This is a genomic window from Pseudomonas sp. H1_D05 (assembly GCF_054682705.1).
On the sequence record NZ_CP162825.1, the window covers coordinates 4,680,910 to 4,704,809 of the forward strand.

The window sequence follows — 23,900 nt, forward strand, 5'->3', positions numbered from 1 at the left end:
TGTTTTTCGTCGGCGGGTGCAGTGAAAAGGCAGACGAAAAAAAACCGCCTTTGCGGGGCGGTTTTTTTGTAAACCCTGGTTTGCGACCGAGGTTTGTTGCTTCACTAGCCGAACTGACGTGTGAGGATAGTATGAGCCTTTGCGCCACCTTGCAACGGTAATAGCTTTTTTTGAACGACTTTTTCCAGATCTGTTTATTTTAATAAACAGGCAGAAATAACGGTTTACAAAGGCAATAGAACTCTCTGCATGAAATCTTTTTATTGAGGTTATGATGCAGGCGCTCATATGTTAGTTCGGTAGTGAGGTCTGGCTGGAAAACTTAACAGTTTCATTCCCTTTGACACGGTTTTGCACCCGTGCCGGGATGATGGCTCAGAGGGCTTTCAACCGGCCGCCTCACTAGTCGAACTGACGTTCAGGCTGAAAGCAAGCATGGTCCGGTAAGCTTGCTGGAGGTTTGGCCCCCAGCCCTGGAGGCCAAAACGTATGAAGCTTTTGCTGCGTACGCTGAGCCTTGTATGGAGATTGTTTAAAGCCTTTCGCTTTTACGAGTTCCTGCGAGACCACTTTGACGACCTGAAGTAACGGCCGTTGAGGTGGGAGAAGCCCGTTTCAGTTTCGACTGAAACGGGCTTTTTTTGTTTTATAAAACTGTCATAAGTAGGATTTTTTTGTATCGGGTTTTTTGGCGTGTAGGGGATTTCTTCGGCAAGTGTAGGCGAAGTTCAAACCAGTCTGTAATCCGCAAAAAGTGTTCGATTATCGAGTACCCAAACCTTCGTCCAATTGCCCCCTCCGACACTCCGGCGTACTGTGGCTCGATGTGCCTGAAACCCCATGAAACCAAAATAACGACAACAACGAGCAACGCCCCATGGACAGCCATCTGCTGAGCGATCGCAGCAGCGTATTTCGTCACGCTGACCCTTATGCCGTCTCCGACTACGTCAATCAGCACGTCGGCCAGCACTTCATCGGCCTGTCCAGAACCACCCACCCGCAAGCCAGCCTCAACCATCGCAAACTCGCCGATCTCGATCTGGCCCGCATCAGCTATGGCGGCAGCGTACGCGTGACCTCCGTGGCCCTGGAGACCGTTTACCATCTGCAAGTGCTGCTGCAAGGCAATTGCCTGTGGCGCGGGCACAAGCGCGAGCAGCATCTGGTGCCGGGCGAGTTGCTGTTGATCAACCCGGATGATCCGGTCGATCTGACTTACTCGGATGATTGCGAGAAATTCATCCTCAAGGTGCCGGTCAGCGTGCTTGAATCGGTGTGTGACGAGCAGCGCTGGCAGCGTCCGGCAAGCGGTATCCGTTTCCTGCGCAATCACTATCGGCTGGATGAACTGGAAGGCTTCACCAACCTGCTCGCGATGATCTGTCAAGAAGCCGAGGCCAGCGATCCGTTGCTGCGGGTGCAGGAGCATTACGCGCAGATCATCGGCAGCAAACTGATCTCGCTGATGAGCACCAACGTCAGTCGTGAATGCCTGAGTGCACCGAACATCAGCTTCGAACGCATCGTCGATTACATCGACCGCAACCTGAAACTGGATTTGCCGGCTGAACATTTGGCCGCACAGGCGAGCATGAGCCCGCGCTCGCTGTACACCTTGTTTGAACGCCAACTGGGCGTTACGCCGATGCAATACATCCGCCAACGCAAGCTTGCGCGCATCCACGCCTGCCTCAGTGACCCAAGCTGCCCGGTGCGCAACCTCACCGAGCTGGCGCTCGACTACGGCTTCCTGCACCTGGGCCGTTTCTCCGAAAGCTATCGCCAGCAGTTCGGTGAACTGCCGTCGCAGACCTTCAAACGCCGCCACTAACACTCCCCGCTGAAACTTCCCCGAATCACCTGCCGCGCCATCCTGCACAAATCGGATAGCGATCTGCAGGATTCGGCTATTGCCTCCTGCATCGCCTCCCTAATCTGACCTGGCCTGAACAATAACAATGGAGGCCCCGGCCATGTCCCTGGGAATCGACTACCTCAATGCCATGCTTGAAGAAGACAAGGAGAAGGGCGCCTACCGCTGCAAGCGGGAGATGTTCACCGATCCGCGGCTGTTCGAACTGGAGATGGCGCACATCTTCGAAGGCAACTGGATTTACCTCGCCCACGAAAGCCAGCTCCCCAACAACAACGATTTTCTGACCACGACCATGGGGCGTCAGCCGATCTTCATCGCGCGCAACAAGGACGGTGTGCTCAATGCGTTCCTCAATGCCTGCAGCCATCGCGGCGCCATGTTGTGCCGGCACAAGTCCGGCAACCGCTCCAGCTACACCTGCCCGTTTCACGGCTGGACGTTCAACAACAGCGGCAAACTGCTCAAGGTCAAAGACCCGAGCGAAGCCGGTTACCCGCAAGGTTTCAACTGCGAAGGCTCCCATGACCTGACCAAAGTCGCGCGTTTCGAGTCCTATCGCGGCTTTCTGTTCGGCAGCCTCAATGCTGATGTGAAATCCCTCGCTGAGCATCTGGGCGAATCGGCAAAAATCATCGACATGATCGTCGACCAGTCGCCAGAAGGCCTGGAAGTGCTGCGCGGTTCCAGCTCCTACATCTACGAAGGCAATTGGAAACTCACCGCTGAAAATGGTGCCGACGGTTACCACGTCAGCTCGGTGCACTGGAACTACGCCGCCACCCAGAACCAGCGCCAGCAACGCGAAGCGGGTGAAGCGATCAAGACCATGAGCGCCGGCAGTTGGGCGAAAAAGGGCGGCGGTTTTTACTCCTTCGACCACGGCCATCTGCTGCTCTGGACCCGCTGGGCCAACCCCGAAGACCGTCCCGCCTACGAGCGCCGCGACGAACTCGCCCGTGATTTCGGTCAGGCTCGAGCCGACTGGATGATCGAAAACTCGCGCAACCTGTGCCTGTACCCGAACGTGTATCTGATGGATCAGTTCAGTTCGCAGATCCGCATCGCCCGGCCAATCTCGGTCGACAAGACTGAAATCACCATTTACTGCATCGCCCCCAAAGGCGAGAGCGCCGAGGCCCGGGCCAAACGCATTCGGCAGTACGAAGACTTCTTCAACGTCAGCGGCATGGCCACGCCGGATGATCTGGAAGAGTTCCGCTCGTGCCAGACCGGTTACGGCGCCGGGCGTGGCTGGAACGACATGTCCCGGGGCGCGACCCACTGGGTTGAAGGCGCCGACGCAGCAGCCGAAGAAATCGACCTCAAACCACTGCTCTCCGGCATGCGCACCGAAGACGAAGGCCTGTTCGTGCTGCAACACAAGTACTGGCAGGAAACCATGCTCAAAGCCGCTGCCAGCGAATCACAACTGATCCCTGTGGAGGCCGTGTGATGAGCAACCTCTACGACAGCGTGCGCGATTTTCTCTACCGCGAAGCGCGCTATCTCGATGACGGCCAGTGGGATCAATGGCTGGAGCTGTACGCCGCCGACGCGACCTTCTGGATGCCGGCCTGGGACGATAACGACACCCTCACCGAAGACCCGCAAAGCGAAATCTCGCTGATCTGGTACGGCAACCGTGGCGGCCTCGAAGACCGCATCTTCCGGATCAAGACCGAGCGCTCCAGCGCGACCATTCCCGACACTCGCACCTCACACAACCTGAGCAACATCGAGATCGTCGAGCACAGCGAAGGGCAATGCCAAGTGCGTTTCAACTGGCACACCTTGAGCTTCCGCTATCAGGTCACCGACAGCTACTTCGGCAGCAGTTTCTACACCCTCGATCTGCGTGGCGAACAGCCGCTGATCAAGGCCAAGAAAGTCCTGCTGAAAAACGATTACGTCCGTCAGGTCATCGACATCTACCACATCTAGTCGACACGGCGAGGTGCACCATGAATTTCCAGATTGCGCTTAATTTCGAAGACGGCGTCACCCGTTTCATCGAGGCCGGCGGCCATGAAACCGTGGCCGATGCGGCGTATCGCCAAGGCATCAACATCCCGCTGGACTGCCGCGATGGCGCCTGCGGCACCTGCAAATGTTTCGCCGAGGCAGGGCGTTACGACATGGGTGACAATTTCATCGAAGACGCCTTGAGCGCCGATGAACTCGCGCAAGGTTATGTGCTGACCTGCCAGATGCGCGCTGAAAGCGATTGTGTGGTGCGAGTGCCGGCCGGCTCGCAGGTGTGCAAGACCGAACAAGCGAACTTCCAGGCATCGATCAGCACTGTCCGGCAATTGTCCGAGAGCACTATCGCGCTGTCGATCAAGGGCGAGGCGCTGAGCAAACTGGCGTTTCTGCCGGGCCAGTACGTCAATCTGCAAGTGCCCGGCAGCGAGCAGACCCGCGCTTATTCCTTCAGCTCATTGCAGAAAAACGGCGAGGTCAGCTTTCTGATTCGTAACGTGCCTGGTGGCTTGATGAGCAGCTTTCTCACCGGGTTGGCCAAGGCCGGCGACAGCATGAACCTGGCCGGGCCGTTGGGCAGTTTCTACCTGCGCGAAATCAAGCGGCCGCTGCTGTTGTTGGCGGGCGGCACAGGCCTGGCACCGTTCACCGCGATGCTGGAAAAGATCGCCGAGCAGGGCTGCGATCATCCCGTGCATTTGATCTACGGCGTGACCAACGATTTCGATCTGGTCGAACTCGATCGTCTCGAAGCCTTCGCCGCCCGCATTCCCGACTTCAGTTTCGGCGCCTGCGTGGCCAACCCGCTGAGTGCGCATCCACTCAAGGGCTACGTCACCCAGCACATTGAACCGCGCCACCTCAATGAAGGCGATGTCGACGTGTACCTGTGTGGCCCGCCGCCGATGGTCGAAGCGGTCAGCCAATACATCCGCGAGCGGGGCATCACCCCGGTGAACTTCTACTACGAAAAGTTCGCTGCTGCGGCTGCCTGAAACCCTTCTTTCGAGGTTGTCATGAACAACAGATTCTCCAACAAGGTCGCGCTGGTCACCGGCGCGGCGCAGGGTATCGGCCGCCGCGTCTGCGAACGCCTGGTGAACGAAGGCGCACAAGTCGTCGCCGTCGATCGCTCTGAACTGGTTCACGAACTGCAAGGCGAGGGCGTTCTCGCGCTGACCGCCGACCTTGAGCAATACACCGATTGCGCGCGGGTCATGGCTGAAGCCATCAACACCTTCGGCCGTCTCGACATTTTGATCAACAACGTCGGCGGCACGATCTGGGCCAAGCCGTTCGAGCATTACGAAGTCGAACAGATTGAAGCGGAAGTGCGCCGTTCGCTGTTCCCGACGCTGTGGTGCTGCCACGCAGCGCTGCCGTACATGCTCAAGCAAGGGCGCGGCGCCATCGTCAACGTTTCATCGATTGCCACCCGCAGCGTCAATCGGGTGCCGTACGGCGCCGCCAAGGGCGGCATCAACGCACTCACAGCATGTCTGGCCTTCGAAAACGCCGAGCGCGGCATTCGCGTCAACGCCACGGCTCCGGGCGGCACCGAAGCGCCGCCCCGGCGCATCCCGCGCAATGCCGCCGAACCGTCAGCGCAGGAGCAGGCCTGGTATCAAGAGATCGTCGCGCAAACCCTCGACAGCAGCCTGATGAAACGTTACGGCAGCCTCGACGAACAGGTCGGCGCGATCCTCTTTCTGGCTTCCGATGACGCCTCGTACATCACCGGCGTGACCCTGCCGGTCGGTGGCGGCGACCTTGGTTGATCACTCTGTAAAGGACACAGACATGCAGCGAATTCTGATTGAAAACCTGACGACGATCATCGTCGACCTGCCGACCATTCGCCCGCACAAACTGGCGATGCACACGATGCAGAAGCAGACGCTGGTGATTCTGCGACTGCGCTGCAGCGATGGTATTGAAGGCATCGGCGAAGCCACCACCATCGGCGGTCTCGCTTACGGTTATGAAAGCCCGGAAAGCATCAAAGCCAATATCGATGCGCATCTGGCGCCGGCGCTGGTGGGTATGGACGCCAACAACATCAACGTGGCGATGCAGCGGCTCGACAAGATCGCCAAGGGCAATACTTTCGCCAAGTCCGGCATCGAAAGTGCACTGCTCGATGCCCGGGGCAAGCGCCTCGGTCTGCCGGTCAGCGAGTTGCTCGGCGGCCGAGTGCGAGACAGCCTTGAAGTGGCCTGGACCCTGGCCAGCGGCGACACCGCCCGCGACATCGCCGAAGCCGAGCAGATGCTCGAAGCACGTCGCCATCGCATCTTCAAATTGAAGATCGGCGCCAACCCGCTGGAGCAGGATCTCAAGCACGTCGTGGCGATCAAAAAAGCCTTGGGCGAGCGCGCCAGTGTGCGGGTCGACGTCAACCAGTATTGGGATGAATCCCAAGCGATTCGCGGCTGTCAGGTGCTCGGTGACAACGGTATCGACCTGATTGAACAGCCGATTTCGCGGGTCAACCGCTCCGGGCAGATTCGCCTGAATCAGCGCAGCCCGGCGCCGATCATGGCCGACGAATCGATCGAAAGCGTCGAGGATGCTTTCAGCCTCGCCGCCGACGGCGCCGCCAGTGTGTTCGCCCTGAAAATCGCCAAGAACGGTGGCCCGCGTGCTGTGTTGCGCACCGCGCAGATCGCCGAGGCTGCCGGCGTCGCGCTTTACGGCGGCACCATGCTCGAGGGCTCCATCGGCACGCTGGCCTCGGCGCACGCCTTCCTCACACTCAAGCAACTGACCTGGGACACCGAACTGTTCGGCCCGTTGTTGCTGACCGAAGACATCGTCACCGAAACGCCGCAGTACCGCGATTTCCACTTGCACGTCCCGCGAACTCCAGGCCTGGGTCTGACGCTGGACGAAGAGCGTCTGGCGCGTTTTCGTCGCCACTGAATCAGGAGAGTCACCATGCTGTTCCACGTAAAAATGACGGTGAAATTGCCCGTCGACATGGACCCGTCATTGGCCACCCGGCTCAAGGCTGACGAGAAGGAACTGGCCCAACGGCTGCAACGCGAAGGCATATGGCGACACCTGTGGCGCATCGCTGGGCATTACGCCAATTACAGCGTGTTCGATGTGCCGAGCGTCGAGGCCCTGCACGACACGCTGATGCGCTTGCCGTTGTTTCCCTACATGGACATCGAGGTCGACGGCCTGTGCCGGCATCCGTCGTCGATCCACAGCGACGACCGCTAATTCTGAGCTCGCCGCATTTCCCTTGTGGGAGCGAGCTTGCTCGCGAAAGCGGTGAGCCAGTCACCATAGATGCTGAATGACACAACGCATTCGCGAGCAAGCTCGCTCCCACAGGGGAAGTGCGCTGAATAAGAGAACTGCGCCAACAAAACAACAAGATGAGGTAACCACCATGACCGTGAAAATTGCCCACACCGCCGAGTTGCAAGCCTTCTTCAAAGAAGCCGCCGGTTTCGCCAACGACGAGGGTAACTCCCGGCTGAAAACCATCGTTCTGCGGATCTTGCAGGACAGCGCGAAAATCATCGAAGACCTCGAAATCAGCGAGGACGAGTTCTGGAAAGCGGTCGACTATCTCAATCGTCTGGGCGCTCGTTCGGAGGCGGGATTACTGGTCGCCGGCCTTGGCATCGAGCACTTCCTCGACCTGTTGCAGGACGCCAAGGATGCACAGATCGGCTTGACCGGCGGCACACCACGCACCATCGAAGGCCCGCTGTACGTTGCCGGCGCGCCCCTGTGCGAAGGTGAATGCCGAATGGATGACTGCAGCGAAGAGGGCGTCGCCACCGTCATGCACCTCGAAGGCCAGGTGTTCGATCTGCATGGCCTGCCGCTGGCCGGTGCCACCGTTGATCTGTGGCACGCCAACACCAAGGGCACCTATTCGTTTTTCGATCCGAGCCAGTCTGAGTACAACCTGCGTCGACGCATCATCACCGACGCCGAAGGCCGCTACCGCGCTCGCAGCATCGTGCCGTCCGGTTATGGCTGCGACCCACAAGGGCCGACCCGGGAATGCCTGAACCAACTCGGCCGCCATGGCCAGCGTCCGGCCCATGTGCATTTCTTTATCAGCGCGCCGGGGCATCGGCACCTGACCACGCAGATCAATCTGTCGGGTGATCAATACCTGTGGGATGACTTCGCCTACGCGACCCGTGAAGGCTTGGTCGGGGAGGTTGTGTTCCGTGAAGACGCAGCGTCGGGGCGTTATGCCGAGCTGAAGTTCGACTTCCAGCTGCAACCGGCGCCGGACGCCAGTGCCGAACAACGCAGCCAACGGCCACGTGCGTTGCAGGACGCTTGATACCGAGTCGTCTGATTCCCTCACCCTAACCCTCTCCCAGAGGGAGAGGGGACTGACCGGGGTGATCTTGAGCGCTACGTCGACCTGAAAGACCGAGTTGATTATGGATTCGGTGAGGCAAATACAGGTCGAGGTCGTTTATGGATTCGGTGAAGCAAATTCAGGTCGGCGTATCCCTCCAATATCCCCGGATCGGTGCCCTCTCCCTTTGGGCGGTCCGACGTTTCGGGAGGGCTAGGGTGAGGGGCTTCTGATTCTAGAAGGACACCTCCGCCGGCCGCGAAATATCACCTTGCAAGGACGAACTGGCGGGATCATGGGTGTGAACGGACGCAGGAGGAGGGCTGGCGCAACCGGCGACAGCGAGGAACAAGGCCGTCAGTAAAAGACGTTGAGGCATGGAACATCCTTATTGGACGACGGGTGAACCGCTTGAGTATAAGGTTGCGCTCTGACCGCCAATAAAGACCGAAAAGGCAGGCATTTAGGCGCTTCGGGAATAACCCGATCAGGTCGTCCCGGCCGGTTTCGCCAGCGCGATTCCCGCCGCTCCAAGGCGCTTGAGAATCTCGAACAACAAATCACTTTTGGTCACCCCGACAATCCTCGGACTGCCCACATAACCAGTCACCGTCAAGGTAATCCCGTCCGGCGACAACTTGCTGAAGCGCACAAAAGGGGCTGGCTTATCGAGGATGGTTTCGTTCTCCTTGTACGTGTTGAGCAACAGTTCCTTGACCTCTTCGGGATCGATATCCAGCGGGAACACCAGTTCCAGTGACGCCACGCCTTGCGCGCTGCCGCCCAGCGTGACGTTGCGCAGGTTCTGCGAGATCAGTTGCGAGTTGGGCACGATGACGATCGAGCGGTCGCTGAGCTGGATTTCCGTGGCGCGCACGTTGATGCGGCGGATGTCGCCTTCGACGCCACTGATGCTGATCAAGTCGCCGACCTTCACCGGTCGTTCGGTGAGCAGAATCAGCCCCGAGACAAAGTTCTTCACGATCTCTTGCAAACCGAAGCCGATGCCCACCGACAGCGCACTGACGATCCACGCCAGATTGGTCCACTGCACGCCCAGCGACGACAGCGTCAGCAGAATCACGAAGGCGTAACCGATGTTGGAAAACAGCGTGCTCAACGAGGCACACATGCCCGGGTCCATGTCGGTCCCGGGCAGGAACTCGTTGTCGAGCCAGCGACTCAGGGCGCGGATCAGCCAGATGCCGATCATCAGCGCCAGCACGGCATTGAGCAGGTGGCCGGGGACGATGTTCAGCTTGCGCAACCCGGCGCCGCCAAGGATCGCCATGATGTTGCTCGCCAGTTGCCCGAGCGTGGTGCCGATGCCACCGACAAACAGAGCGATCACCGCCAGCAGCATCAGCGCGGCCCGACTGAAGCCGGACAGCAGGATCGAGATCTGATCGAGGCGGCGATCACCGATGCCCAATAACTGTTTGAGCGCCTTGCCGCTCGCATGTCTGGGTGAAAATACGTGCTCGCAGGAGTCCTTGATCAACTGGATCAGCAGGTAGAAACCCGATAAGACAATGTACGCCCACACCAGCTCATAACTGATGAATCGCGCCAGCGACACGTAGCCGGCGAGCAAGGCGATCGCCGAGACAAACATCGAGACGCTGGCGATGGTGTAAATCACCCCGGCAAATGTACTGTTCGCTGCTGCCGCATCATTGGCCGCGACCAGCGCCTTGCGCACTTTGCCGACGCGCAACAACAGGACCGTCACGATCGCCAGCACAACGATCGAAATGACCCCGCGTCCGGCAATCACGATCTGGCTGCTCATGCCGGTGGCATTGCTCACCTGCACCAGTGTCACCAGCACCAATAACGTGCAGGACAGAATGCGCGGATAGGGCCTGAGCGCCAGCGCCACCTGATCGGCAATCGCCGGCAGGCGCCATGAGGGATGTTCGGTCGACAGCAATGCGCGGCTCAACCCGGTGAGCAGTACGCAGGCATAGACGACCTTTTCGAACTCTTCGGAGAAGGTTTCCAGCACTGGCGGCAAAGGTTGATGACGGGTGCAGGCGTAGAACAGTAATTGCAGGGCAATGGCGGTGGTGGCGATGGTCGCCAGCGCCGAGGCGAACGCCAGCGCACTGCGGCGCAGACGTCCCTCGGGCATGCGGTAAATGCACACCCAGGTCAGACCGCGTTCGGCCAGCCGGCGACCGAAGGTCCAGATGATCAGCGCCACTAGCACCAGGATACTGGTGAAGAGGCGTTCGCCTGGCGCCCAAACCGTGGCCCAGGTATCACGTACTTGATCGACGAAAAAACGCAGACGCTGACGATCATCGTCGGTCGGATTCACCAGCGGTGACCAGAAACTCGGACTCAGCACGCTGTCAGTGCCCAAGGTCAACTCGCTCTCGAGCAACGTGCGACGAATGCCGGCGATCTGCGTAATCAGGTCCGCCGCGCTCTGCTTCAACGCCGCCAGGCTCTTCAGGGTTCCGTCGACCTTGCTTTTCTGCTCCGCCAGCGCTGCCCGTTGCACGACGATATCCGCCTGTTCCGCCGCCAGATCAGCATCCGGCGCCGCGCCGAGCACCCCCAACTGCACCGCCAGTTGCGCCTGCTGCGGCAACAACGCCGTCGACAACCGATCGACATCCAGAATGAACGCCTGCACCCGATCCTGCGGGCCTTCGAGCTGGTTGTAATTGTTCGCTGCGGAAATCTGTTGCTTGAGGCCGTCGAGGCGTTGTTGCAGCGCCTGCAGTTCGCTTTGTGAAATCACCGGCAGCGGCGCGGCGGCGGTGGTTGCCGGCGGCGGCAAGTCGGCGGCCAATAGCGTCGGACTGCCGCCAACCAGCAGCATGAATGCAACAAAAAACAACGACTTCAATGTGTTGCGCATGGGTGAGGCGGCTCGAATGGATCACACAGTCTATGAGGTTAGGTGATCGAGGCGATTGGCGAGGAAAAGTTTCCGGCAGAGCAGGGTAGGTGAGCAGAACGTGCAGGCGCAAAAAGCCCGACGGGTGAGGTCGGGCCTTTATTCGGTGACGGCAGTAAAACGCTGCATTCAGACGGCGCGGCGTTCGAGCAAACGGTCGGAACCCCCTTCGGCAACGGCATCGCTGAGCAGTGGGTCGGTTTCGGTGGCGGCGGCAACGGCATCGCTGAACAGCGGATCAGTCTGGGTGGCGGCGGCTACTGCGTCGCTGAACAGCGGATCGGTTTGAGTCGCGGGAGCGGCAACAGCGTTCAGGGCGAACAATGAGAAAGCGATGCTGAGAAGGGCTTGGCGTTTCATGAGTGTGTGCTCCTTGGGGTAGTGGTCAGGTCTGGAGCCGATGTTACGCCGTGCTATTGATAAGAGAACTTCATTGAATCAATGGTTGTTATTGATACGGTTAATGGCTGTGCTTTGTGAAGGCGCAACCCTGCACTCAGTCATAGCCGATCTTGACCTGCGCACTGATCAGCTCGGCCAGCATCCGTACAGGTTCGGTGAAGGTCTGGCGCGATCGGTGCACCAGCCCGATATCGCGGTGGAACGTGTGCTGACCGAGGTCGAGCACCCGGACGCCGGCAGGCCAGGCAAAGTCGGGCGCCGTCTGCGGCACCAGCGCCACGCCGACACCGTTTTCGACCAGTTTGATAATTGCCTCCAGTTCATCCAGCTCGCAGACCTCGTGCAGGGTGAAATGCATCTGCCGTAAAAAGCGGTCGACCTGCCTGCCTCCGAAAGAGGAGCGGTCGTATCGAATGAATGGCTGGCTGGAAAGCAATTGGGTCCAGTCATCGCCCGGCACATCGCGTGGCACGATCAACCGGTAAGGCTCCAGCGCCAGCGTGGTCCAGCGCAGATCACTTTGCAGTGAGAAGGGGGGTCGGATGATCACGGCCATGTCGATCTCGCCAGCATCCACCAGGTTGACCAGTTCCATCGACAACCCCGGAACGATCCGGGATCTGCACTGCGGGCAGTGCTGGTGAAACTTCGCGAGTGCATCGGGTAGATAAGAGCGCTGCACCGACGCAATGGCGCCAATGTTGACCAGCACGCTGGGCGGCAGCCCCACCGTTGTCGAGCCGAGGCTGTCGTAGAGCCTGAGCAGTTCTTGCGCTTGCAGCAGTATCTGGTGGCCCATTCTGTTGAGGTGTGCCGAGCGCCCCTTTCGGTCGAAAAGCTCGAAGCCGAGTTCGGCTTCCAGGCGCTGGATCTGGGCGCTGACGGCAGCCTGCGTGAGGCCGATCCTGTTGCCGGCTGCAGCGAAAGTACCTTCGCGTGCTACGGCGATGAGTGTCTTCAGTTCTTTGATCATTCACAAATATTAATTGTGTTTCTAAGAAATATATATTGATTTTTATGTTTGGTTTTCCGCCCTAGGATGTTTCCCATCCCCCGGCAGCGGCTGAACCCAAGGCGCCGATGACGGCAGGAATGTTCACCAACCAAAAAAAACATGATTGGAGTTTCTGATGAGCCTCTCGCCTTTTCACCTCGCTATCCCCGTTTACGATCTGGCTGCAGCGCGCACCTTTTACGGTGAAGTCTTTGGTCTTGAAGAAGGGCGCTCCAGTACTCAGTGGGTCGATTTCGACTTTTATGGCCACCAACTGGTGATTCATGAACACCCGAAAACCGCGTCCCAGGAAAGCGTTCACAGCAACCCGGTCGACGGTCACGACGTCCCTGTTCCGCACTTCGGCATCATTTTGGGATGGCAACAGTGGGAAGCATTGGCCGAACGTCTGAAGTCCTTTGGCACCGAGTTTGTGATCGAACCTTACATCCGCTTTCAAGGGCAGGTGGGTGAGCAGGCCACCATGTTCCTCTTTGATCCTTGCGGTAACGCCCTAGAGTTCAAGGCGTTCAAGGATATGAGCCAGCTCTTCGCCAAGTGACAACCGTCATGGCACAACCCGGTTGTGCCATTTGGTCCCTAGTGAGCTGGAAGCTCATGACTCTAGCAACTGCCGCTGACGCAGACCTTTCCTTCCAACAAAAAGGCTAGACATGAAACGTATTCCCCTGGTGTGGCAAATCGTTGCCGGGCTGTTGCTTGGCGTGCTCGTCGGTTGGTATTTCAATACCCATCCGCAATATCAAACGTGGGTCAGTACAGAGATCCTCAAGCCCCTCGGTGACATCTTTATCAAGATGATGAAGATGGTGGTTGTACCGATTGTCTTCTGTTGCATGATTCTGGGCATCGCTGGCGGTGGCGATAACAAGTCGTTTGGCCGCATGGGCATCAAGTCGCTGGGTTATTTCTTTGCTATTACCGCGCTGGCCATTGTCATCGGCTTGTGTTTCGCAAACCTCTTTGAACCGGGTAGCGGCACCGATATTTCCGGCCTTTCGCATGGCACGGCATCGATCAACATGGAGCCCTCGAAAGGCGCGCTGGTGATCGTGCAGAACATCGTGCCGGATAATGTTCTGGTGGCGATGTCGGAAGCGAAATTGCTCTCGGTACTGTTCTTCGCCGTGCTGTTCGGCCTCGCTTTGAATGCGCTGCCAAGAGAAAAAAGTGCGCCAGCCATCGCGGTGGTTCAGAGCATTTCCGATGCGATGTTCAAAGTGGTCTCTATTGTCATGGCCTACGCGCCGGTTGGTGTCTTCGGCATGATTGGCGCCACGGTCGCGACCTTTGGTTTTGCCTCGCTGTTGCCATTGCTCAAGTTGATCGGGGTGGTTTATCTGGCGCTGATTGTGTTCGCTCTGGTGATACTCGGCGGCATTTGCTACTTGATTGGGGAGAACATTTTCAAATTGATTCGCTACTTCCGCAGTGAATTGATTCTGGCGTTCTCAAGTGCCGCATCCGCCGCCGTCATGCCGCAGTTGATGAGCCGTTTGGAGCGCTACGGTGTACCGCGGCGGATCGTCAGTTTCGTGGTGCCGGTGGGTTATGCATTCAATCTGGATGGCGCTTCGATCTTCCTCGGCGTCGCGACGATCTTCGTCGCGCAGCTCTATGGCATCGACCTGTCGCTGTCGCAGCAGATCCTGCTAGTGGTGACGATGGTCCTGACGTCCAAAGGCGCGGCGGGGGTGCCCGGGTTTGCCATCATCATCCTCTCCGCTACGTTGGCTTCGGCCGGTCTGCCCCTGGAAGGCGTGGCATTGATCGCGGGTATTTTCAGGATCATCGACAGCGGTACGACCACGCTGAACGTATTGGGCAATGCCATCGCACCGCTGGTGATTGCCAAGTGGGAAAGGGCAGCGCTTGAACCGTCAGGTGTTCATCCCGCTGCCGAAGTGTGAGCCTTCAAGCGTCGGACCCTCACGTTTGAAACCGCACCGATAACGAGTGCACGCCCGCTGGCGCAGGGGCGTTTTTTTTGGGTTGCTTTACTAGACGACCGGTCTATTGAATAGGAGTGCTTATGATTGATAACGCTGTTGATACCGACCTTTTTTCGCCCATGCAGATGGGCGCGCTGCAATTGGCCAATCGAATTGTCATGGCCCCCGTGACGCGCAGCCGGATGGCCGACGACGGCGTACCGAATGAAATGCATGCGACTTACTACGCTCAGCGTGCGAGTGCAGGTTTGATCATCGCCGAGGCGACGAACATTTCCGCTCAGGGACGTGGCTATGCGATGACGCCGGGCATCTGGTCGCAAGCGCAGGTCGCCGGGTGGAAACAAGTCACCGATGCGGTGCACGCGGCCGGCGGAAAAATCGTCTGCCAGCTGTGGCACGTGGGGCGTTTTTCCAGTGTCGAGTTGCAGCCCAATGGCGAAGCGCCGGTCGCACCCTCGGCCATCAAGGCTGAGGGCAGCACGTATACCGAGAAAGGTTTTGTCGAGGTATCGATGCCTCGCGCGCTTGAGATCGCGGAAATTCCCGGAATCATCGAGCAGTACAAACTCGCCGCCGAGAATGCCAAGCGAGCCGGCTTCGATGGCGTCGAAGTGCATTCGGCCAACAGTTATCTGCTCGACCAGTTTCTGCGTGATTCGACCAATCAGCGCACGGACCTCTATGGCGGCTCCATCGAGAACCGTGCGCGGCTGACGCTGCAAGTGACGGAAGCGGTGGCGTCCATCTGGGGCAGCGACCGTGTCGGTATCCGCCTGTCTCCGGTAACGCCCGATGCCGGCAATACGCCGCCCGACAGCAACGTCATGGCGACTTACGGCTACCTGATCCAGCAACTCAATCGATTCAATCTGGCCTACCTGCATTTCGTCGAAGGCGCCACGGCCACTTCTCGCAGCGTTCCTGCGGGCGTGGATCTTGACGCGCTGAGTGCGCAGTTCGACGGCGCGTTCATTGGCAACAACAACTATGACCTGGCGATGGCGCTTGAGCGTCGGGCGCAGGGCCGTATCGATGCGGTGGCGTTTGGGCGTTTGTTTATTGCCAACCCCGACCTGGTCGAGCGCTTACGCCATGGTCTCGAACTGACCATTGCCCCGCGTGAGAGTTACTACGGCGGTGGCGCGAAAGGCTACATCGATTGGCCAACCGCTAACGCCTGAATGGCAACCCTGACACCGACCGGGCGCAATCGCATTCACTGCAAAGAGGAACGAAACATGAATTATCTACACAACAAAGTCGCCATCGTCACCGGTGCATCTTCCGGGATCGGCGCGGCCACGACGCGTGCGCTGGCGGCACAAGGGGTTCGTGTGGTTGTCGCTGCGCTGGACGAAAAGGGCTTACAGGCTTTCGTCGCCGAGTTGCGTGAGGCCGGCCATGACGTGGTCGCTTTTACTGCTGATGTGACCCGGCTTGAGCAAACCAGAGCACTCGCCAGGTTCGCGCAGGACACCTATGGCGGTGTCGACATTCTGGTGAATAACGCCGGGCTGATGCTGTTCTCCAATTGGGTCGATCTGGTCGTGGAGGATTGGGAAAAGATGATCGACGTGAACATCAAGGGTTATCTCAACGCTACCGCGGCAGTGCTGCCTGTGATGCTGGAGCAGCGGTCCGGGCAGATCCTCAATATGGACTCGGTGGCCGGCCATCAGGTCGGGCCGGCGGCGGGTGTTTACAGCGCTACCAAATTTTTTGTGCAGGCCATGACCGAGTCCATGCGCAAGGAACTGGGCGTACAGCATGGCATCCGCGTCAACACGGTCAGCCCCGGCGTTATCAATACCGGTTGGGCGGACAAGGTCAGTGATCTGCAAGGGCGCAAGGCCGCCCAGGAACTCAACCGCATCGCCATCGCGCCTGACGATGTTGCCCGTGCGGTGATCTATGCGCTCAACCAACCGGAAAACGTCACCGTCAACGACCTCATCATTTCGCCGACGCGCCAGGACTGGTGAGTGTTGGCTGCTGCAGCCACCGGGTGCCAGCCTTGGCTTCCGGTGGCCTTTGTAACTCACCCCCAACGAAAGGAAACAACCATGTCGAAGAACATCAAGGCTGTACCGACCGCCGAATACACCGCTGTCATCGCCACCGCCAATCAATACGTCGAAGGTCTTCGGGTCGGTGATGCTCAAGGCGTTGCTCAAGCCTTCCATAAAGAGGCGGTGATGTACGGTTTCACCAACGGCGAATTACTCGGCGGCCCGATCAAGAACCTGTTTGATTTCGTCGAGAAAAACGGTGCTGCCCCGCAAATCAGCACACGTCTTGACGTGCTGGCGATCACACCGACCACCGCAGTGGTGCGCGTGGACATGGAAACCGATGCGATCGGTGCTGACTACAACGACTACCTGACCCTGATCAAAATTGGCGGCGTCTGGAAGGTCATCGCCAAGGTTTATCACCAGTTCGAGGCCTGAGTCTCGGTCGATCCCGGTAGTCCGTTGCCGGGATCGGCGGATGATCAATTACAAGGGGATACGAGATGAAGGTTAAGTTTTCCGCTGTCGTGGAAGGCGCTGCACAACAGGTCTGGAACGTGGTGAAGCAGTTTGGCGAGATCAAGAACTGGCACCCTTCGATTGTGGACAGTCATATCGAAGGCGCAGGTCCCGAGATTGTGGGCTGCATTCGCACGCTCACGTTGAGCGATGGCGCCGTTGTCAGAGAGCGCTTGTTGTCGGTTGATGACTCGGCGTTGAGGCTGTCCTACCGTTTTGAAGAGTCGCCCTTACCGCTGGACAACTACGTGGCCAGCGTGGAACTGGTTGCTTTGTCAGGCCAGGACAGAACACTGGTCAGTTGGCTGGCCAGTTTCGATCTTCGAGAACCGAACAGTGCCGAGCACTATCAGGCACTGATTCGCAGCCTGATCGTCGACGGCCATGGTGGGCTGCAGGCGCTGCTTGCTCGGTAATACAAAACCCAGGTTCACATGCCCCGCATTCCCGCAAGGAATGCGGGGCATGAAGCGAATGAATTTTCCCTCTCGCGCTCTTCGGCGTAGCGTGCTCGAAAAACCAGGAGCATTGCCGTGAGCCAAACCTCGACCAGCCCCGCAGAAAAATTCGACACCTCCCGCGCCAGCGAATACGCCCGCCAAAGCCGCATCGCGCTGGCCGGCTACGACGCCTGTCATGATCTGGCGGCCTGCATGTTGGCGGCGAGCCTGGGTTCGCGTCCGGCCAACATACTGGTGGTCGGCGCTGGCGGCACGGCGCAGGAAATCATTGCGATGGCGGCGCTGGAGCCGCAATGGCATTTCACCGCAGTCGACCCTTCCGTACCGATGCTGGAAACCGGGACAGCGCAACTGCAGGCCAACGACTTGCTGCACCGAACCCAGGTGCATCTCGGCCACGTCGAAGATCTGCCGGCTGCTGCCTCATTTGATGCGGCAACGTTGATCGGCGTGCTCCATCATCTGAACGGTGATGAGCCCAAGCGCCAGATCCTGCAAGCGATTCAGGCGCGGCTCAAACCGGGCGCACCGCTGATTGTCGCCGGCAACCATTACGCCTATGCCAGTCAGCCATTAATGCTCCAGGCGTGGGGGCAGCGTTGGCGGCAGCAGGGCGTCAGTGCGCAGGAGGTGAAGGCCAAGCTGGGCAAGATTCTGCAAGGCGCGGACCCGCCGCATTCCGAAGCGGCGGTTCAGGCGTTGTTGCATGAGGCCGGGTTTGGCGAGGCGACGCGGTTTTTCAGCAGTTTGTTCTGGGGGGCTTGGCTGGCGTGTAAAACGTATTCTTGATGCGGACTGGCTCGCAAGGTGCGCTCAGACATGCCATTAACGTCACCGTCGGCGTTCGATCCATTGTTCCTTGGTCAGCCCATAGCACTTGCACAGGGCCGGTGCACTGGAGAGGTTCAACTCGGCGTCGTACAAGTGCACGGCACCGATTTTCAACGCCGCTTTTTGCGAGCGGATATTGGCGGGACCAATGTGAAAATAGACGGTGCCGTAGACTTCGAATACATGTTCCAGCATCAGTGCCTTCAACTCACGATTGGCATCGCCACCCCATTTTGCCCGCACCAGAAAGGTGTAGCCGATGGCAATACTTTCGGGCTGATCGGGTGGCGTGTAGTAGCTCGACATACCGACGATTTGCCCCGATTCGATATCGATAACGACGAGTGCTTTTCCGCTGGCCAGTCGAGCGGCAAAGTACCTTTCAAACACCTGCCGTTCATAGCGATCGCGGGCAGGATGGCCGGCCCAGATGAGCGGGTCACTCGCCGCTGAAAACAACGCTTCAAAGTCACTGGCGGTCAGCGCCCTGAGCTTTAGCGTGCGTCCCTGAAGAACGGGTTGGCAGTCGAATTCGCATACCGGCATGGTTTCTTCCTGATCGATCTGAGGAGTGTGACCAGTCTAGGGTGGCAACAGGCTAAGGAAAGATCCAATTCGGTGGGAATTCATGGAGCCAACGGTTGTACCCATGACAATTTATTGATTGTGTTGATTTTGCGACTCTACGATGAGCTTTCGGCTATCTCGCTCGAGGCTCGGCATGCACATTGCCATTCTGACTGTCGAAGGTTTCAACGAACTCGATTCACTGATTGCCTACGCCATGCTCAACCGGGTTCGGCAGCCGGACTGGCGCGTGTCCATCGCCAGTCCCACAGCCAAGGCGCGGTCATTGAACGGCCTGGTTCATCGCACGGCTTGTCGGTTTGCAAGCTGCACGCGATGCGCTGCATGACGTGGCGCCGGTGGCGGAGAAAGACCGCTACATTGAGCGGGCGCTGGCGAATATTGCGCCGTTCTTGTAGGGCAGGGATCAGCTCTCGCGGGTATCGGTTGATTCCACCGCCGCCTCAGCCTCCAGTTTCGCCCGCTCAGCCTTGCTGATGTACTTGGGCTTTTTCGGCGCCAGTTTGGCGCTGGCCTTCTTGGCCTTTTCCTTGAACAACTGCTGCAGTTTCTTTTGACGATTCATGTTTTCTGTCCGGCCTGCTCTTGCGCGCAAAAGGGGCGAATCCTGACGTAAGCGTCGGGCCAAGGCAATGCCCATTCTTCACATTGCGATAAAGTCGCGCACTGCCTTGATGGTCGGTGCCGGCGTCTCTTCCATCAACCAGTGTCCGGCTGCCGGAATCACCACCTCGGTAACGTTGTCCGCGGCATTGCGCATGACGATTGCTTCGTTGTTGCCAAAGGACTTTTCACCGCCCACGGCGAGCACCGGCATGGCCAGGTGTTTCTGCAGAACGGGGGCGTTGTCGAGGGCGTCCTGACGAATGCTGCGGAACTGGGCAAAAGCGGCGTGCATGGCGCCGGGGCGGGCGTAGAGCTTGGCGTAATGCTGGCGGGTGCCTTCATCGATTTTGGCCGGGGTGCCGGCGAACTCGTTCCAGAAACGGTCGAGGTAGATGCGTTCGCGCCCGGCAACCAGACGCTCCATGTCCGCGCCGCCGAAGTCGAAGTGCCAGAGCATCGGCGAACGAACGATGTCGTTCCACGGTGTGATGCCGGGTACGGGCGCATCCATCACCACCAGGCGCTCGGTCAGCTCGGGATAGCGCGCGGCATAGGCGAACGCGACCATGGTGCCGATGTCATGCCCGATGACCACCGAATGTTCGATCTTCAGCGCGCTCAACACCTGACGAATGTCGCCGGCCTGGGTCTTCTTGTCGTAACCGTCCTGCGGAATCGATGACAAACCCATGCCGCGCAGATCCGGCACCACTACGGTGTGGTCGCGGGCCAGATCCGCCGCCAGCGGTGCCCACATGTCGCCGGTATCACCGAAACCATGCAACAGCACCACGGCCGGACCCTTGCCACCAACTCGCACATGCATTGTCGCGCCTTCGACTTTGATGTCCTGAGTGTGGAAGGTGGCGGGGAAGGGGGTGATGTCGGCGTGGACCTGGAAACTCAGGGCGAGCAGGGCGAAGCCAGTCAGCAGCAGGCGGGTCATGGCGAAGTCTCCAGGTGTGGTGGCGATGGAGAGAGCGTAGACGTATCGATCAGGGGCGGCGGAGTTTCATCCGCAAGCAAACGCCGCCTCGATAAATGCCCCCAGCGCCTTCTCTTCGAGGATTTCGATCGAGAAATGCCCGAAGCGCTTGGGCAACCAGATGATGCGGGTTCCGGAGGGCGATTGCAGGTTCTCGCGGGTCAACGGCTGGCCGTTCTCGTCTTCCGGCTGAACTCCGTTGGCGAGCAGTTCGTCGTAGGCCAACTCGATATCAGGGGTCGTGTAGCAATGACGGTAAATCATGCCTTCGCCCACCGTATCCAACAGTTCCTTGAGATTCCCCGCCAGCGGCTGGACCAGCATAAAGCGTTCCTGACCGATCAACGCCACGGCATAGCGTACGTGCAGACCCCCGCGATTCCAGGTCTGCGTTGTGGAGATCCGCGCCTGAAGGATCTGCGCGTAATAGGCACAGGCTTCTTCAAGGTCTTTGACCAGTACGTCGATGTGGCTGAACTTCAAATCCATGAAATAGCTCCTGTCAGGCAGTGTCGATGGGCTGGGCGTAATCGACGATCGGTCAGCCGGAATAAACTAAGCTGATGTGTAACGTCAAGATGACACAGGAGCAACCCACCATGAAGGCGCGCCGCATGAACAAGTCACGCACGTTGATTGCAACGATTTCCTCTCTTGCGCTGGTTTTCAGCTCGGCGATGGCATTGGCTGATCCCGGTAATGGCAAGGGCCAGGGCAATGGCAAGGGTAATTCGCAGAATGTGCAGGGCCACGGTAACCAGAAAGGTAACGGCAACAAGGGCAACAACTCGGGTGGTGACTGGAGTCATGGCCCAAATATCGATCGCGGCAATGTGCTCGGGATTGTTGGTGGCTACCGCGACTACTGGAGTCCGGGGCCTGCGCTACCACCGGGCATTCAAAAGAATCTTGCACGCGGCAAGCCATTGCCGCCCGGTATCGCGAAAAAGCTCGATGGGCGTTTGGCCGGTCATCTGCCGCATTACGATGGCTACGAATGGCAGCAGGCGGGCACGGATCTGATATTGGTTGCGCTGGCCACCGGCCTGATTTACGAGGTGCTCAACGGGGCGTTTGATTAAGATTTCCTGCCGCGCTGCGCACCACCTACCCCGATCAGACGATTTTCAAAGCGCTCAGCACGATCAGCGATTGCTCGGCAAACGCCTGGGCTTGCTCGGTCAGTGCGGCGATGTTGGCTTCGGCGGTGGTCAGCGTTTTGCCGTCCTTGACCAACACTTCGTTTTGTTCAGCGATGACGCTCCACGCCAGTTGCGCCCACTCCGCCGGGTGCTGTTTGCCCTGGCGGATTGCAATCAGGAACAGTTGCTGGAAGCGGCTGACCATGACGCCACCGCCGGTGACCGGGCTGCTCAACACCTGAATGTCGGCGTTGAACAGCGCGCGCTTGCACAGTTGCAGGTTGAACGCGGCGCAGCGTTCGTACACCCGCGCCTCGGCGGCTTCGCTCTGGCACGGGGCTACCGCACCCATGCCGACCAGGATGGCGAGCGCCTGTTCCAGATCGTCATAGGCGATTGGCGACACCGCATCGAATAACTGCTGCATCGTTTTGGCTTCATACGTCTGGCCCGCGAGGGCATCGAGCAGCGGGCCGTAGATTTCCGCTTGCAAAGACGCTTCGCCAGCGGGGCCGGTGACGCTGGACGCTACGTTTTCTGCTGGTTGCATGAGGACAAAGCGTGTTTTGAGCATGCGCGCCCGGCGCTCGGCGGCGCAGAGCCGGTTGGCACCCCGCACGTACAGATCACGACGGAAAGACTGATTGACGAAGTAGTCACGTGCCTGCTCGCGCATCACCGGGTGCTCGATACCGTCGAGAAAGGTCAGGGCTTCGGCACTCAGATTGAGTGCATCAACCGAATCCAGCGGCACCGCTGTCGTGACGTAATCGAGCTTGGCCGGGGTCAGCGCATCCACCATGTCGGCAAAATACATGCAGTTCCAGTCGCGATTGAAATATTCGTGGGCGACGTATTGGCGGTCCTGACCTTTGATGGTCTGCAGTCGGGCGCCCAGACTTGGCGCGGCGATGGCGTACTTGGGGTTGGCCGCCAGCAGCGCTTCGGAAAACTGCAACGCGGCGTCGATGCGCTGATCTGCGCGCGTCGAGTGATTGGCGAAGCGGTCGTGCAGGCTGAACAATTGGCGCAACGGCGCCGCAGGCGACCAGCCCGGGAATGCGTTGTAACTGACGTACAGATGACCACCCGGTTTGAGGTGGCGCCGAGCGAATTCGACAATCAGCTTCTGGTTGTCACGGCTGACCCAGGTCCAGATGCCGTGCAGGCTGATGCTGTCGAATTGCGGCAAATCATGGCGCGCCAGCAGTTGCTCAAAGCTGTCGTCATAGAGTTTTGCGCCGTTGTTGCTGAGTTCCGCCAACTCAATGGCATGGGCCGCCTGACCGGGGTGGAAGTCCGTCCCGACGAAGCCGGCAGGGCTCGCCGTGGCGTGGATATTGATCGACACACCCTGGCCAAAGCCGAGTTCACAGTGATAACCGTCGGGATTGTCCAGACCGGCAACGCCGCGCAACAACAGGCAGTAACGCTGGAATACCGGATTGATTTCCCGGCTATAGCTGTAGGTGTAGCCTTCGTCGGTGAAATAACCTTCGTTCCAGGCGTTGCTCATGGGTGCAGCCTCTTGAATCGTAATAGAAAGTGGCTTTTATACGGGGAAACTTGCGCCGTTAAACCCCTCGGTGTCCACCAGGATGTTGTCGGCAGGATCGAACCATTCGATAGGGTCCATGCGGATATTTCGCAGGCCCACGGTTTGCCGGTGAGATGCGTACAGCGGCTCGGCCCAATAGTTGATCAGAACCGAACGCCGGCGCCCACCCAGCAGATTCCTGGTGCCGGCATGCAGCAGGTCGACATCGAACACCAGAATATCGCCCGCACGGCCCGTGAGCTGGACTGATCCCGACTCATCATTGACGTCTACCGGTGGCGCTCCCGGCGCCGGGCGATGGCTGCCGGGGACGATGCGGGTCGCGCCGTTGTCGGCACCATAGTCATCGAAAAAAGCCAGGGCCACCGCACAGTCGCCGGGGCGTTGCGCGGACAAGTCGCGATGCAGCTGCTGATGGCCACCCCCCGCAAGCGGTTCGCGACCCTCAACCTGGGACAGGAAGAAGCGCTCGGCGATCAGCTCACCGACCACGGCCAACACCGTTGGCAAGCGGCACACCGCGCGCACGGTCGCCTGCTCATCCAACAGCGAATGACGCCAGTCCTGACCCCGTGGGACGGGCCAGCGATCTGACGGCAGCACACCCGCATCGAACGCCTGGCGCAGGTCGTTCAGCCATTCGGCGGGTATGGCATGACGGAGCAGGGCGAAACCTTGTTGATGGAGCTGTTCACGGTTATTCATGATCGGACGTGT

Annotated in this window: 25 protein-coding genes and 1 pseudogene; 17 read left to right on the forward strand and 9 right to left on the reverse strand. The window is 59.0% G+C overall.

Translation table 11 applies throughout. The features are described from left to right. Positions 1-877: 877 nt before the first annotated feature. The 8 genes from AB4O11_RS21145 (at position 878) to catA (ending at position 8,177) form a co-directional block, all read left to right on the forward strand. Positions 878-1,834, forward strand: coding sequence for an AraC family transcriptional regulator (locus AB4O11_RS21145; protein ID WP_186624174.1), 957 nt, complete (start codon positions 878-880; stop codon positions 1,832-1,834). Between the two features lie 142 nt (positions 1,835-1,976). Then, positions 1,977-3,332 carry a benzoate 1,2-dioxygenase large subunit gene (benA, locus tag AB4O11_RS21150; RefSeq protein WP_460128345.1) on the forward strand — a complete coding sequence of 452 codons (1,356 nt, stop codon included), beginning with the start codon at positions 1,977-1,979 and terminating at the stop codon, positions 3,330-3,332. After that, positions 3,332-3,820: a benzoate 1,2-dioxygenase small subunit gene (gene benB, locus AB4O11_RS21155; RefSeq protein ID WP_460090686.1), complete on the forward strand. Its 489-nt coding sequence runs from the start codon at positions 3,332-3,334 to the stop codon at positions 3,818-3,820. Before benA ends, benB begins: the two co-directional genes overlap by 1 nt. A 20-nt stretch (positions 3,821-3,840) precedes the next feature. Further along, positions 3,841-4,854, forward strand: coding sequence for a benzoate 1,2-dioxygenase electron transfer component BenC (gene benC, locus AB4O11_RS21160; protein ID WP_460128347.1), 1,014 nt, complete (start codon positions 3,841-3,843; stop codon positions 4,852-4,854). 21 nt (positions 4,855-4,875) lie between these two features. Further along, complete coding sequence (locus tag AB4O11_RS21165; protein WP_460128349.1) at positions 4,876-5,637, forward strand: 1,6-dihydroxycyclohexa-2,4-diene-1-carboxylate dehydrogenase; 762 nt, start codon at positions 4,876-4,878, stop codon at positions 5,635-5,637. Between the two features lie 22 nt (positions 5,638-5,659). Next, positions 5,660-6,781, forward strand: a complete 1,122-nt coding sequence (locus AB4O11_RS21170) for a muconate cycloisomerase family protein (protein ID WP_460128351.1) — start codon at positions 5,660-5,662, stop codon at positions 6,779-6,781. Between the two features lie 15 nt (positions 6,782-6,796). Next, positions 6,797-7,087, forward strand: a complete 291-nt coding sequence (gene catC, locus AB4O11_RS21175) for a muconolactone Delta-isomerase (RefSeq protein WP_116255671.1) — start codon at positions 6,797-6,799, stop codon at positions 7,085-7,087. A gap of 172 nt (positions 7,088-7,259) precedes the next feature. Beyond that, positions 7,260-8,177 (forward strand): catechol 1,2-dioxygenase, encoded by a 918-nt coding sequence (gene catA / locus AB4O11_RS21180; RefSeq protein ID WP_460128353.1) that lies wholly within the window; start codon positions 7,260-7,262, stop codon positions 8,175-8,177. A 508-nt stretch (positions 8,178-8,685) separates the two neighbouring features. Here catA and AB4O11_RS21185 read toward each other — a convergent pair. The 3 genes from AB4O11_RS21185 to AB4O11_RS21195 all read right to left on the reverse strand — a co-directional run bounded on the left by AB4O11_RS21185 (position 8,686) and on the right by AB4O11_RS21195 (position 12,484). Further along, complete coding sequence (locus AB4O11_RS21185) at positions 8,686-11,070, reverse strand: DUF3772 domain-containing protein (RefSeq protein ID WP_460128355.1); 2,385 nt, start codon at positions 11,068-11,070, stop codon at positions 8,686-8,688. 168 nt (positions 11,071-11,238) lie between these two features. Next, complete coding sequence (locus AB4O11_RS21190; protein WP_460128357.1) at positions 11,239-11,469, reverse strand: hypothetical protein; 231 nt, start codon at positions 11,467-11,469, stop codon at positions 11,239-11,241. A gap of 136 nt (positions 11,470-11,605) precedes the next feature. After that, entirely contained in the window at positions 11,606-12,484 is an 879-nt protein-coding gene (locus AB4O11_RS21195) for a LysR family transcriptional regulator (RefSeq protein WP_099758913.1), read from the reverse strand. A 157-nt stretch (positions 12,485-12,641) separates the two neighbouring features. On the opposite strand from AB4O11_RS21195, the gene AB4O11_RS21200 reads away from it, so the two are divergent. The 7 genes from AB4O11_RS21200 to AB4O11_RS21230 all read left to right on the forward strand — a co-directional run bounded on the left by AB4O11_RS21200 (position 12,642) and on the right by AB4O11_RS21230 (position 18,262). Beyond that, positions 12,642-13,067, forward strand: coding sequence for a VOC family protein (locus tag AB4O11_RS21200; RefSeq protein ID WP_026000724.1), 426 nt, complete (start codon positions 12,642-12,644; stop codon positions 13,065-13,067). 112 nt (positions 13,068-13,179) lie between these two features. Further along, entirely contained in the window at positions 13,180-14,436 is a 1,257-nt protein-coding gene (locus AB4O11_RS21205; RefSeq protein ID WP_099758914.1) for a cation:dicarboxylate symporter family transporter, read from the forward strand. Between the two features lie 122 nt (positions 14,437-14,558). Further along, the gene (locus AB4O11_RS21210) at positions 14,559-15,662 is read left to right on the forward strand and encodes an alkene reductase (RefSeq protein ID WP_460090697.1); all 1,104 of its coding nucleotides are present in this window, start codon (positions 14,559-14,561) and stop codon (positions 15,660-15,662) included. Positions 15,663-15,719: 57 nt separating this feature from the next. Then, positions 15,720-16,463 (forward strand): SDR family oxidoreductase, encoded by a 744-nt coding sequence (locus AB4O11_RS21215; protein ID WP_460090698.1) that lies wholly within the window; start codon positions 15,720-15,722, stop codon positions 16,461-16,463. Between the two features lie 81 nt (positions 16,464-16,544). Next, the gene (locus tag AB4O11_RS21220) at positions 16,545-16,931 is read left to right on the forward strand and encodes a nuclear transport factor 2 family protein (RefSeq protein ID WP_095049886.1); all 387 of its coding nucleotides are present in this window, start codon (positions 16,545-16,547) and stop codon (positions 16,929-16,931) included. A gap of 65 nt (positions 16,932-16,996) precedes the next feature. After that, positions 16,997-17,428, forward strand: a complete 432-nt coding sequence (locus AB4O11_RS21225; RefSeq protein ID WP_320336949.1) for an SRPBCC family protein — start codon at positions 16,997-16,999, stop codon at positions 17,426-17,428. A gap of 117 nt (positions 17,429-17,545) precedes the next feature. Then, positions 17,546-18,262 (forward strand): class I SAM-dependent methyltransferase, encoded by a 717-nt coding sequence (locus tag AB4O11_RS21230; RefSeq protein WP_460128363.1) that lies wholly within the window; start codon positions 17,546-17,548, stop codon positions 18,260-18,262. A gap of 42 nt (positions 18,263-18,304) precedes the next feature. On the opposite strand, the gene AB4O11_RS21235 is transcribed toward AB4O11_RS21230, so the two are convergent. Next, positions 18,305-18,850: a GNAT family N-acetyltransferase gene (locus tag AB4O11_RS21235; RefSeq protein WP_460128365.1), complete on the reverse strand. Its 546-nt coding sequence runs from the start codon at positions 18,848-18,850 to the stop codon at positions 18,305-18,307. A gap of 175 nt (positions 18,851-19,025) precedes the next feature. Between AB4O11_RS21235 and AB4O11_RS21240 the strand changes: the two are divergent. Continuing rightward, positions 19,026-19,172, forward strand: a pseudogene (locus AB4O11_RS21240) (AraC family transcriptional regulator); the annotation flags it as partial. Positions 19,173-19,298: 126 nt separating this feature from the next. Here AB4O11_RS21240 and AB4O11_RS21245 read toward each other — a convergent pair. The 3 genes from AB4O11_RS21245 to AB4O11_RS21255 form a co-directional block, all read right to left on the reverse strand. Then, positions 19,299-19,457, reverse strand: coding sequence for a DUF2986 domain-containing protein (locus tag AB4O11_RS21245; protein WP_093433404.1), 159 nt, complete (start codon positions 19,455-19,457; stop codon positions 19,299-19,301). 78 nt (positions 19,458-19,535) lie between these two features. Further along, complete coding sequence (locus AB4O11_RS21250; protein ID WP_460128367.1) at positions 19,536-20,444, reverse strand: alpha/beta fold hydrolase; 909 nt, start codon at positions 20,442-20,444, stop codon at positions 19,536-19,538. 66 nt (positions 20,445-20,510) lie between these two features. After that, entirely contained in the window at positions 20,511-20,972 is a 462-nt protein-coding gene (locus AB4O11_RS21255) for a VOC family protein (protein ID WP_460128370.1), read from the reverse strand. Between the two features lie 125 nt (positions 20,973-21,097). On the opposite strand from AB4O11_RS21255, the gene AB4O11_RS21260 reads away from it, so the two are divergent. After that, positions 21,098-21,565: an anti-virulence regulator CigR family protein gene (locus tag AB4O11_RS21260; protein WP_175559608.1), complete on the forward strand. Its 468-nt coding sequence runs from the start codon at positions 21,098-21,100 to the stop codon at positions 21,563-21,565. Between the two features lie 34 nt (positions 21,566-21,599). Here the strand turns inward: AB4O11_RS21260 and AB4O11_RS21265 are convergent, their stop codons facing one another. Continuing rightward, positions 21,600-23,141, reverse strand: a complete 1,542-nt coding sequence (locus AB4O11_RS21265; RefSeq protein ID WP_460128372.1) for a methyltransferase regulatory domain-containing protein — start codon at positions 23,139-23,141, stop codon at positions 21,600-21,602. 36 nt (positions 23,142-23,177) lie between these two features. Then, the gene (locus tag AB4O11_RS21270) at positions 23,178-23,888 is read right to left on the reverse strand and encodes a phytanoyl-CoA dioxygenase family protein (protein ID WP_460128374.1); all 711 of its coding nucleotides are present in this window, start codon (positions 23,886-23,888) and stop codon (positions 23,178-23,180) included. Between the last annotated feature and the right edge of the window lie 12 nt (positions 23,889-23,900).

What these genes read in the sequence shown, in the direction of transcription:
- AB4O11_RS21145 (WP_186624174.1), top strand. Translation starts at nt 878, where the DNA reads ATGGACAGCCATCTGCTGAGCGATCGCAGCAGCGTATTTCGTCACGCT.
- benA (WP_460128345.1), top strand. Translation starts at nt 1,977, where the DNA reads ATGTCCCTGGGAATCGACTACCTCAATGCCATGCTTGAAGAAGACAAG.
- benB (WP_460090686.1), top strand. Translation starts at nt 3,332, where the DNA reads ATGAGCAACCTCTACGACAGCGTGCGCGATTTTCTCTACCGCGAAGCG.
- benC (WP_460128347.1), top strand. Translation starts at nt 3,841, where the DNA reads ATGAATTTCCAGATTGCGCTTAATTTCGAAGACGGCGTCACCCGTTTC.
- AB4O11_RS21165 (WP_460128349.1), top strand. Translation starts at nt 4,876, where the DNA reads ATGAACAACAGATTCTCCAACAAGGTCGCGCTGGTCACCGGCGCGGCG.
- AB4O11_RS21170 (WP_460128351.1), top strand. Translation starts at nt 5,660, where the DNA reads ATGCAGCGAATTCTGATTGAAAACCTGACGACGATCATCGTCGACCTG.
- catC (WP_116255671.1), top strand. Translation starts at nt 6,797, where the DNA reads ATGCTGTTCCACGTAAAAATGACGGTGAAATTGCCCGTCGACATGGAC.
- catA (WP_460128353.1), top strand. Translation starts at nt 7,260, where the DNA reads ATGACCGTGAAAATTGCCCACACCGCCGAGTTGCAAGCCTTCTTCAAA.
- AB4O11_RS21185 (WP_460128355.1), bottom strand. Translation starts at nt 11,070, where the DNA reads ATGCGCAACACATTGAAGTCGTTGTTTTTTGTTGCATTCATGCTGCTG.
- AB4O11_RS21190 (WP_460128357.1), bottom strand. Translation starts at nt 11,469, where the DNA reads ATGAAACGCCAAGCCCTTCTCAGCATCGCTTTCTCATTGTTCGCCCTG.
- AB4O11_RS21195 (WP_099758913.1), bottom strand. Translation starts at nt 12,484, where the DNA reads ATGATCAAAGAACTGAAGACACTCATCGCCGTAGCACGCGAAGGTACT.
- AB4O11_RS21200 (WP_026000724.1), top strand. Translation starts at nt 12,642, where the DNA reads ATGAGCCTCTCGCCTTTTCACCTCGCTATCCCCGTTTACGATCTGGCT.
- AB4O11_RS21205 (WP_099758914.1), top strand. Translation starts at nt 13,180, where the DNA reads ATGAAACGTATTCCCCTGGTGTGGCAAATCGTTGCCGGGCTGTTGCTT.
- AB4O11_RS21210 (WP_460090697.1), top strand. Translation starts at nt 14,559, where the DNA reads ATGATTGATAACGCTGTTGATACCGACCTTTTTTCGCCCATGCAGATG.
- AB4O11_RS21215 (WP_460090698.1), top strand. Translation starts at nt 15,720, where the DNA reads ATGAATTATCTACACAACAAAGTCGCCATCGTCACCGGTGCATCTTCC.
- AB4O11_RS21220 (WP_095049886.1), top strand. Translation starts at nt 16,545, where the DNA reads ATGTCGAAGAACATCAAGGCTGTACCGACCGCCGAATACACCGCTGTC.
- AB4O11_RS21225 (WP_320336949.1), top strand. Translation starts at nt 16,997, where the DNA reads ATGAAGGTTAAGTTTTCCGCTGTCGTGGAAGGCGCTGCACAACAGGTC.
- AB4O11_RS21235 (WP_460128365.1), bottom strand. Translation starts at nt 18,850, where the DNA reads ATGCCGGTATGCGAATTCGACTGCCAACCCGTTCTTCAGGGACGCACG.
- AB4O11_RS21245 (WP_093433404.1), bottom strand. Translation starts at nt 19,457, where the DNA reads ATGAATCGTCAAAAGAAACTGCAGCAGTTGTTCAAGGAAAAGGCCAAG.
- AB4O11_RS21250 (WP_460128367.1), bottom strand. Translation starts at nt 20,444, where the DNA reads ATGACCCGCCTGCTGCTGACTGGCTTCGCCCTGCTCGCCCTGAGTTTC.
- AB4O11_RS21255 (WP_460128370.1), bottom strand. Translation starts at nt 20,972, where the DNA reads ATGGATTTGAAGTTCAGCCACATCGACGTACTGGTCAAAGACCTTGAA.
- AB4O11_RS21260 (WP_175559608.1), top strand. Translation starts at nt 21,098, where the DNA reads ATGAACAAGTCACGCACGTTGATTGCAACGATTTCCTCTCTTGCGCTG.
- AB4O11_RS21265 (WP_460128372.1), bottom strand. Translation starts at nt 23,141, where the DNA reads ATGAGCAACGCCTGGAACGAAGGTTATTTCACCGACGAAGGCTACACC.
- AB4O11_RS21270 (WP_460128374.1), bottom strand. Translation starts at nt 23,888, where the DNA reads ATGAATAACCGTGAACAGCTCCATCAACAAGGTTTCGCCCTGCTCCGT.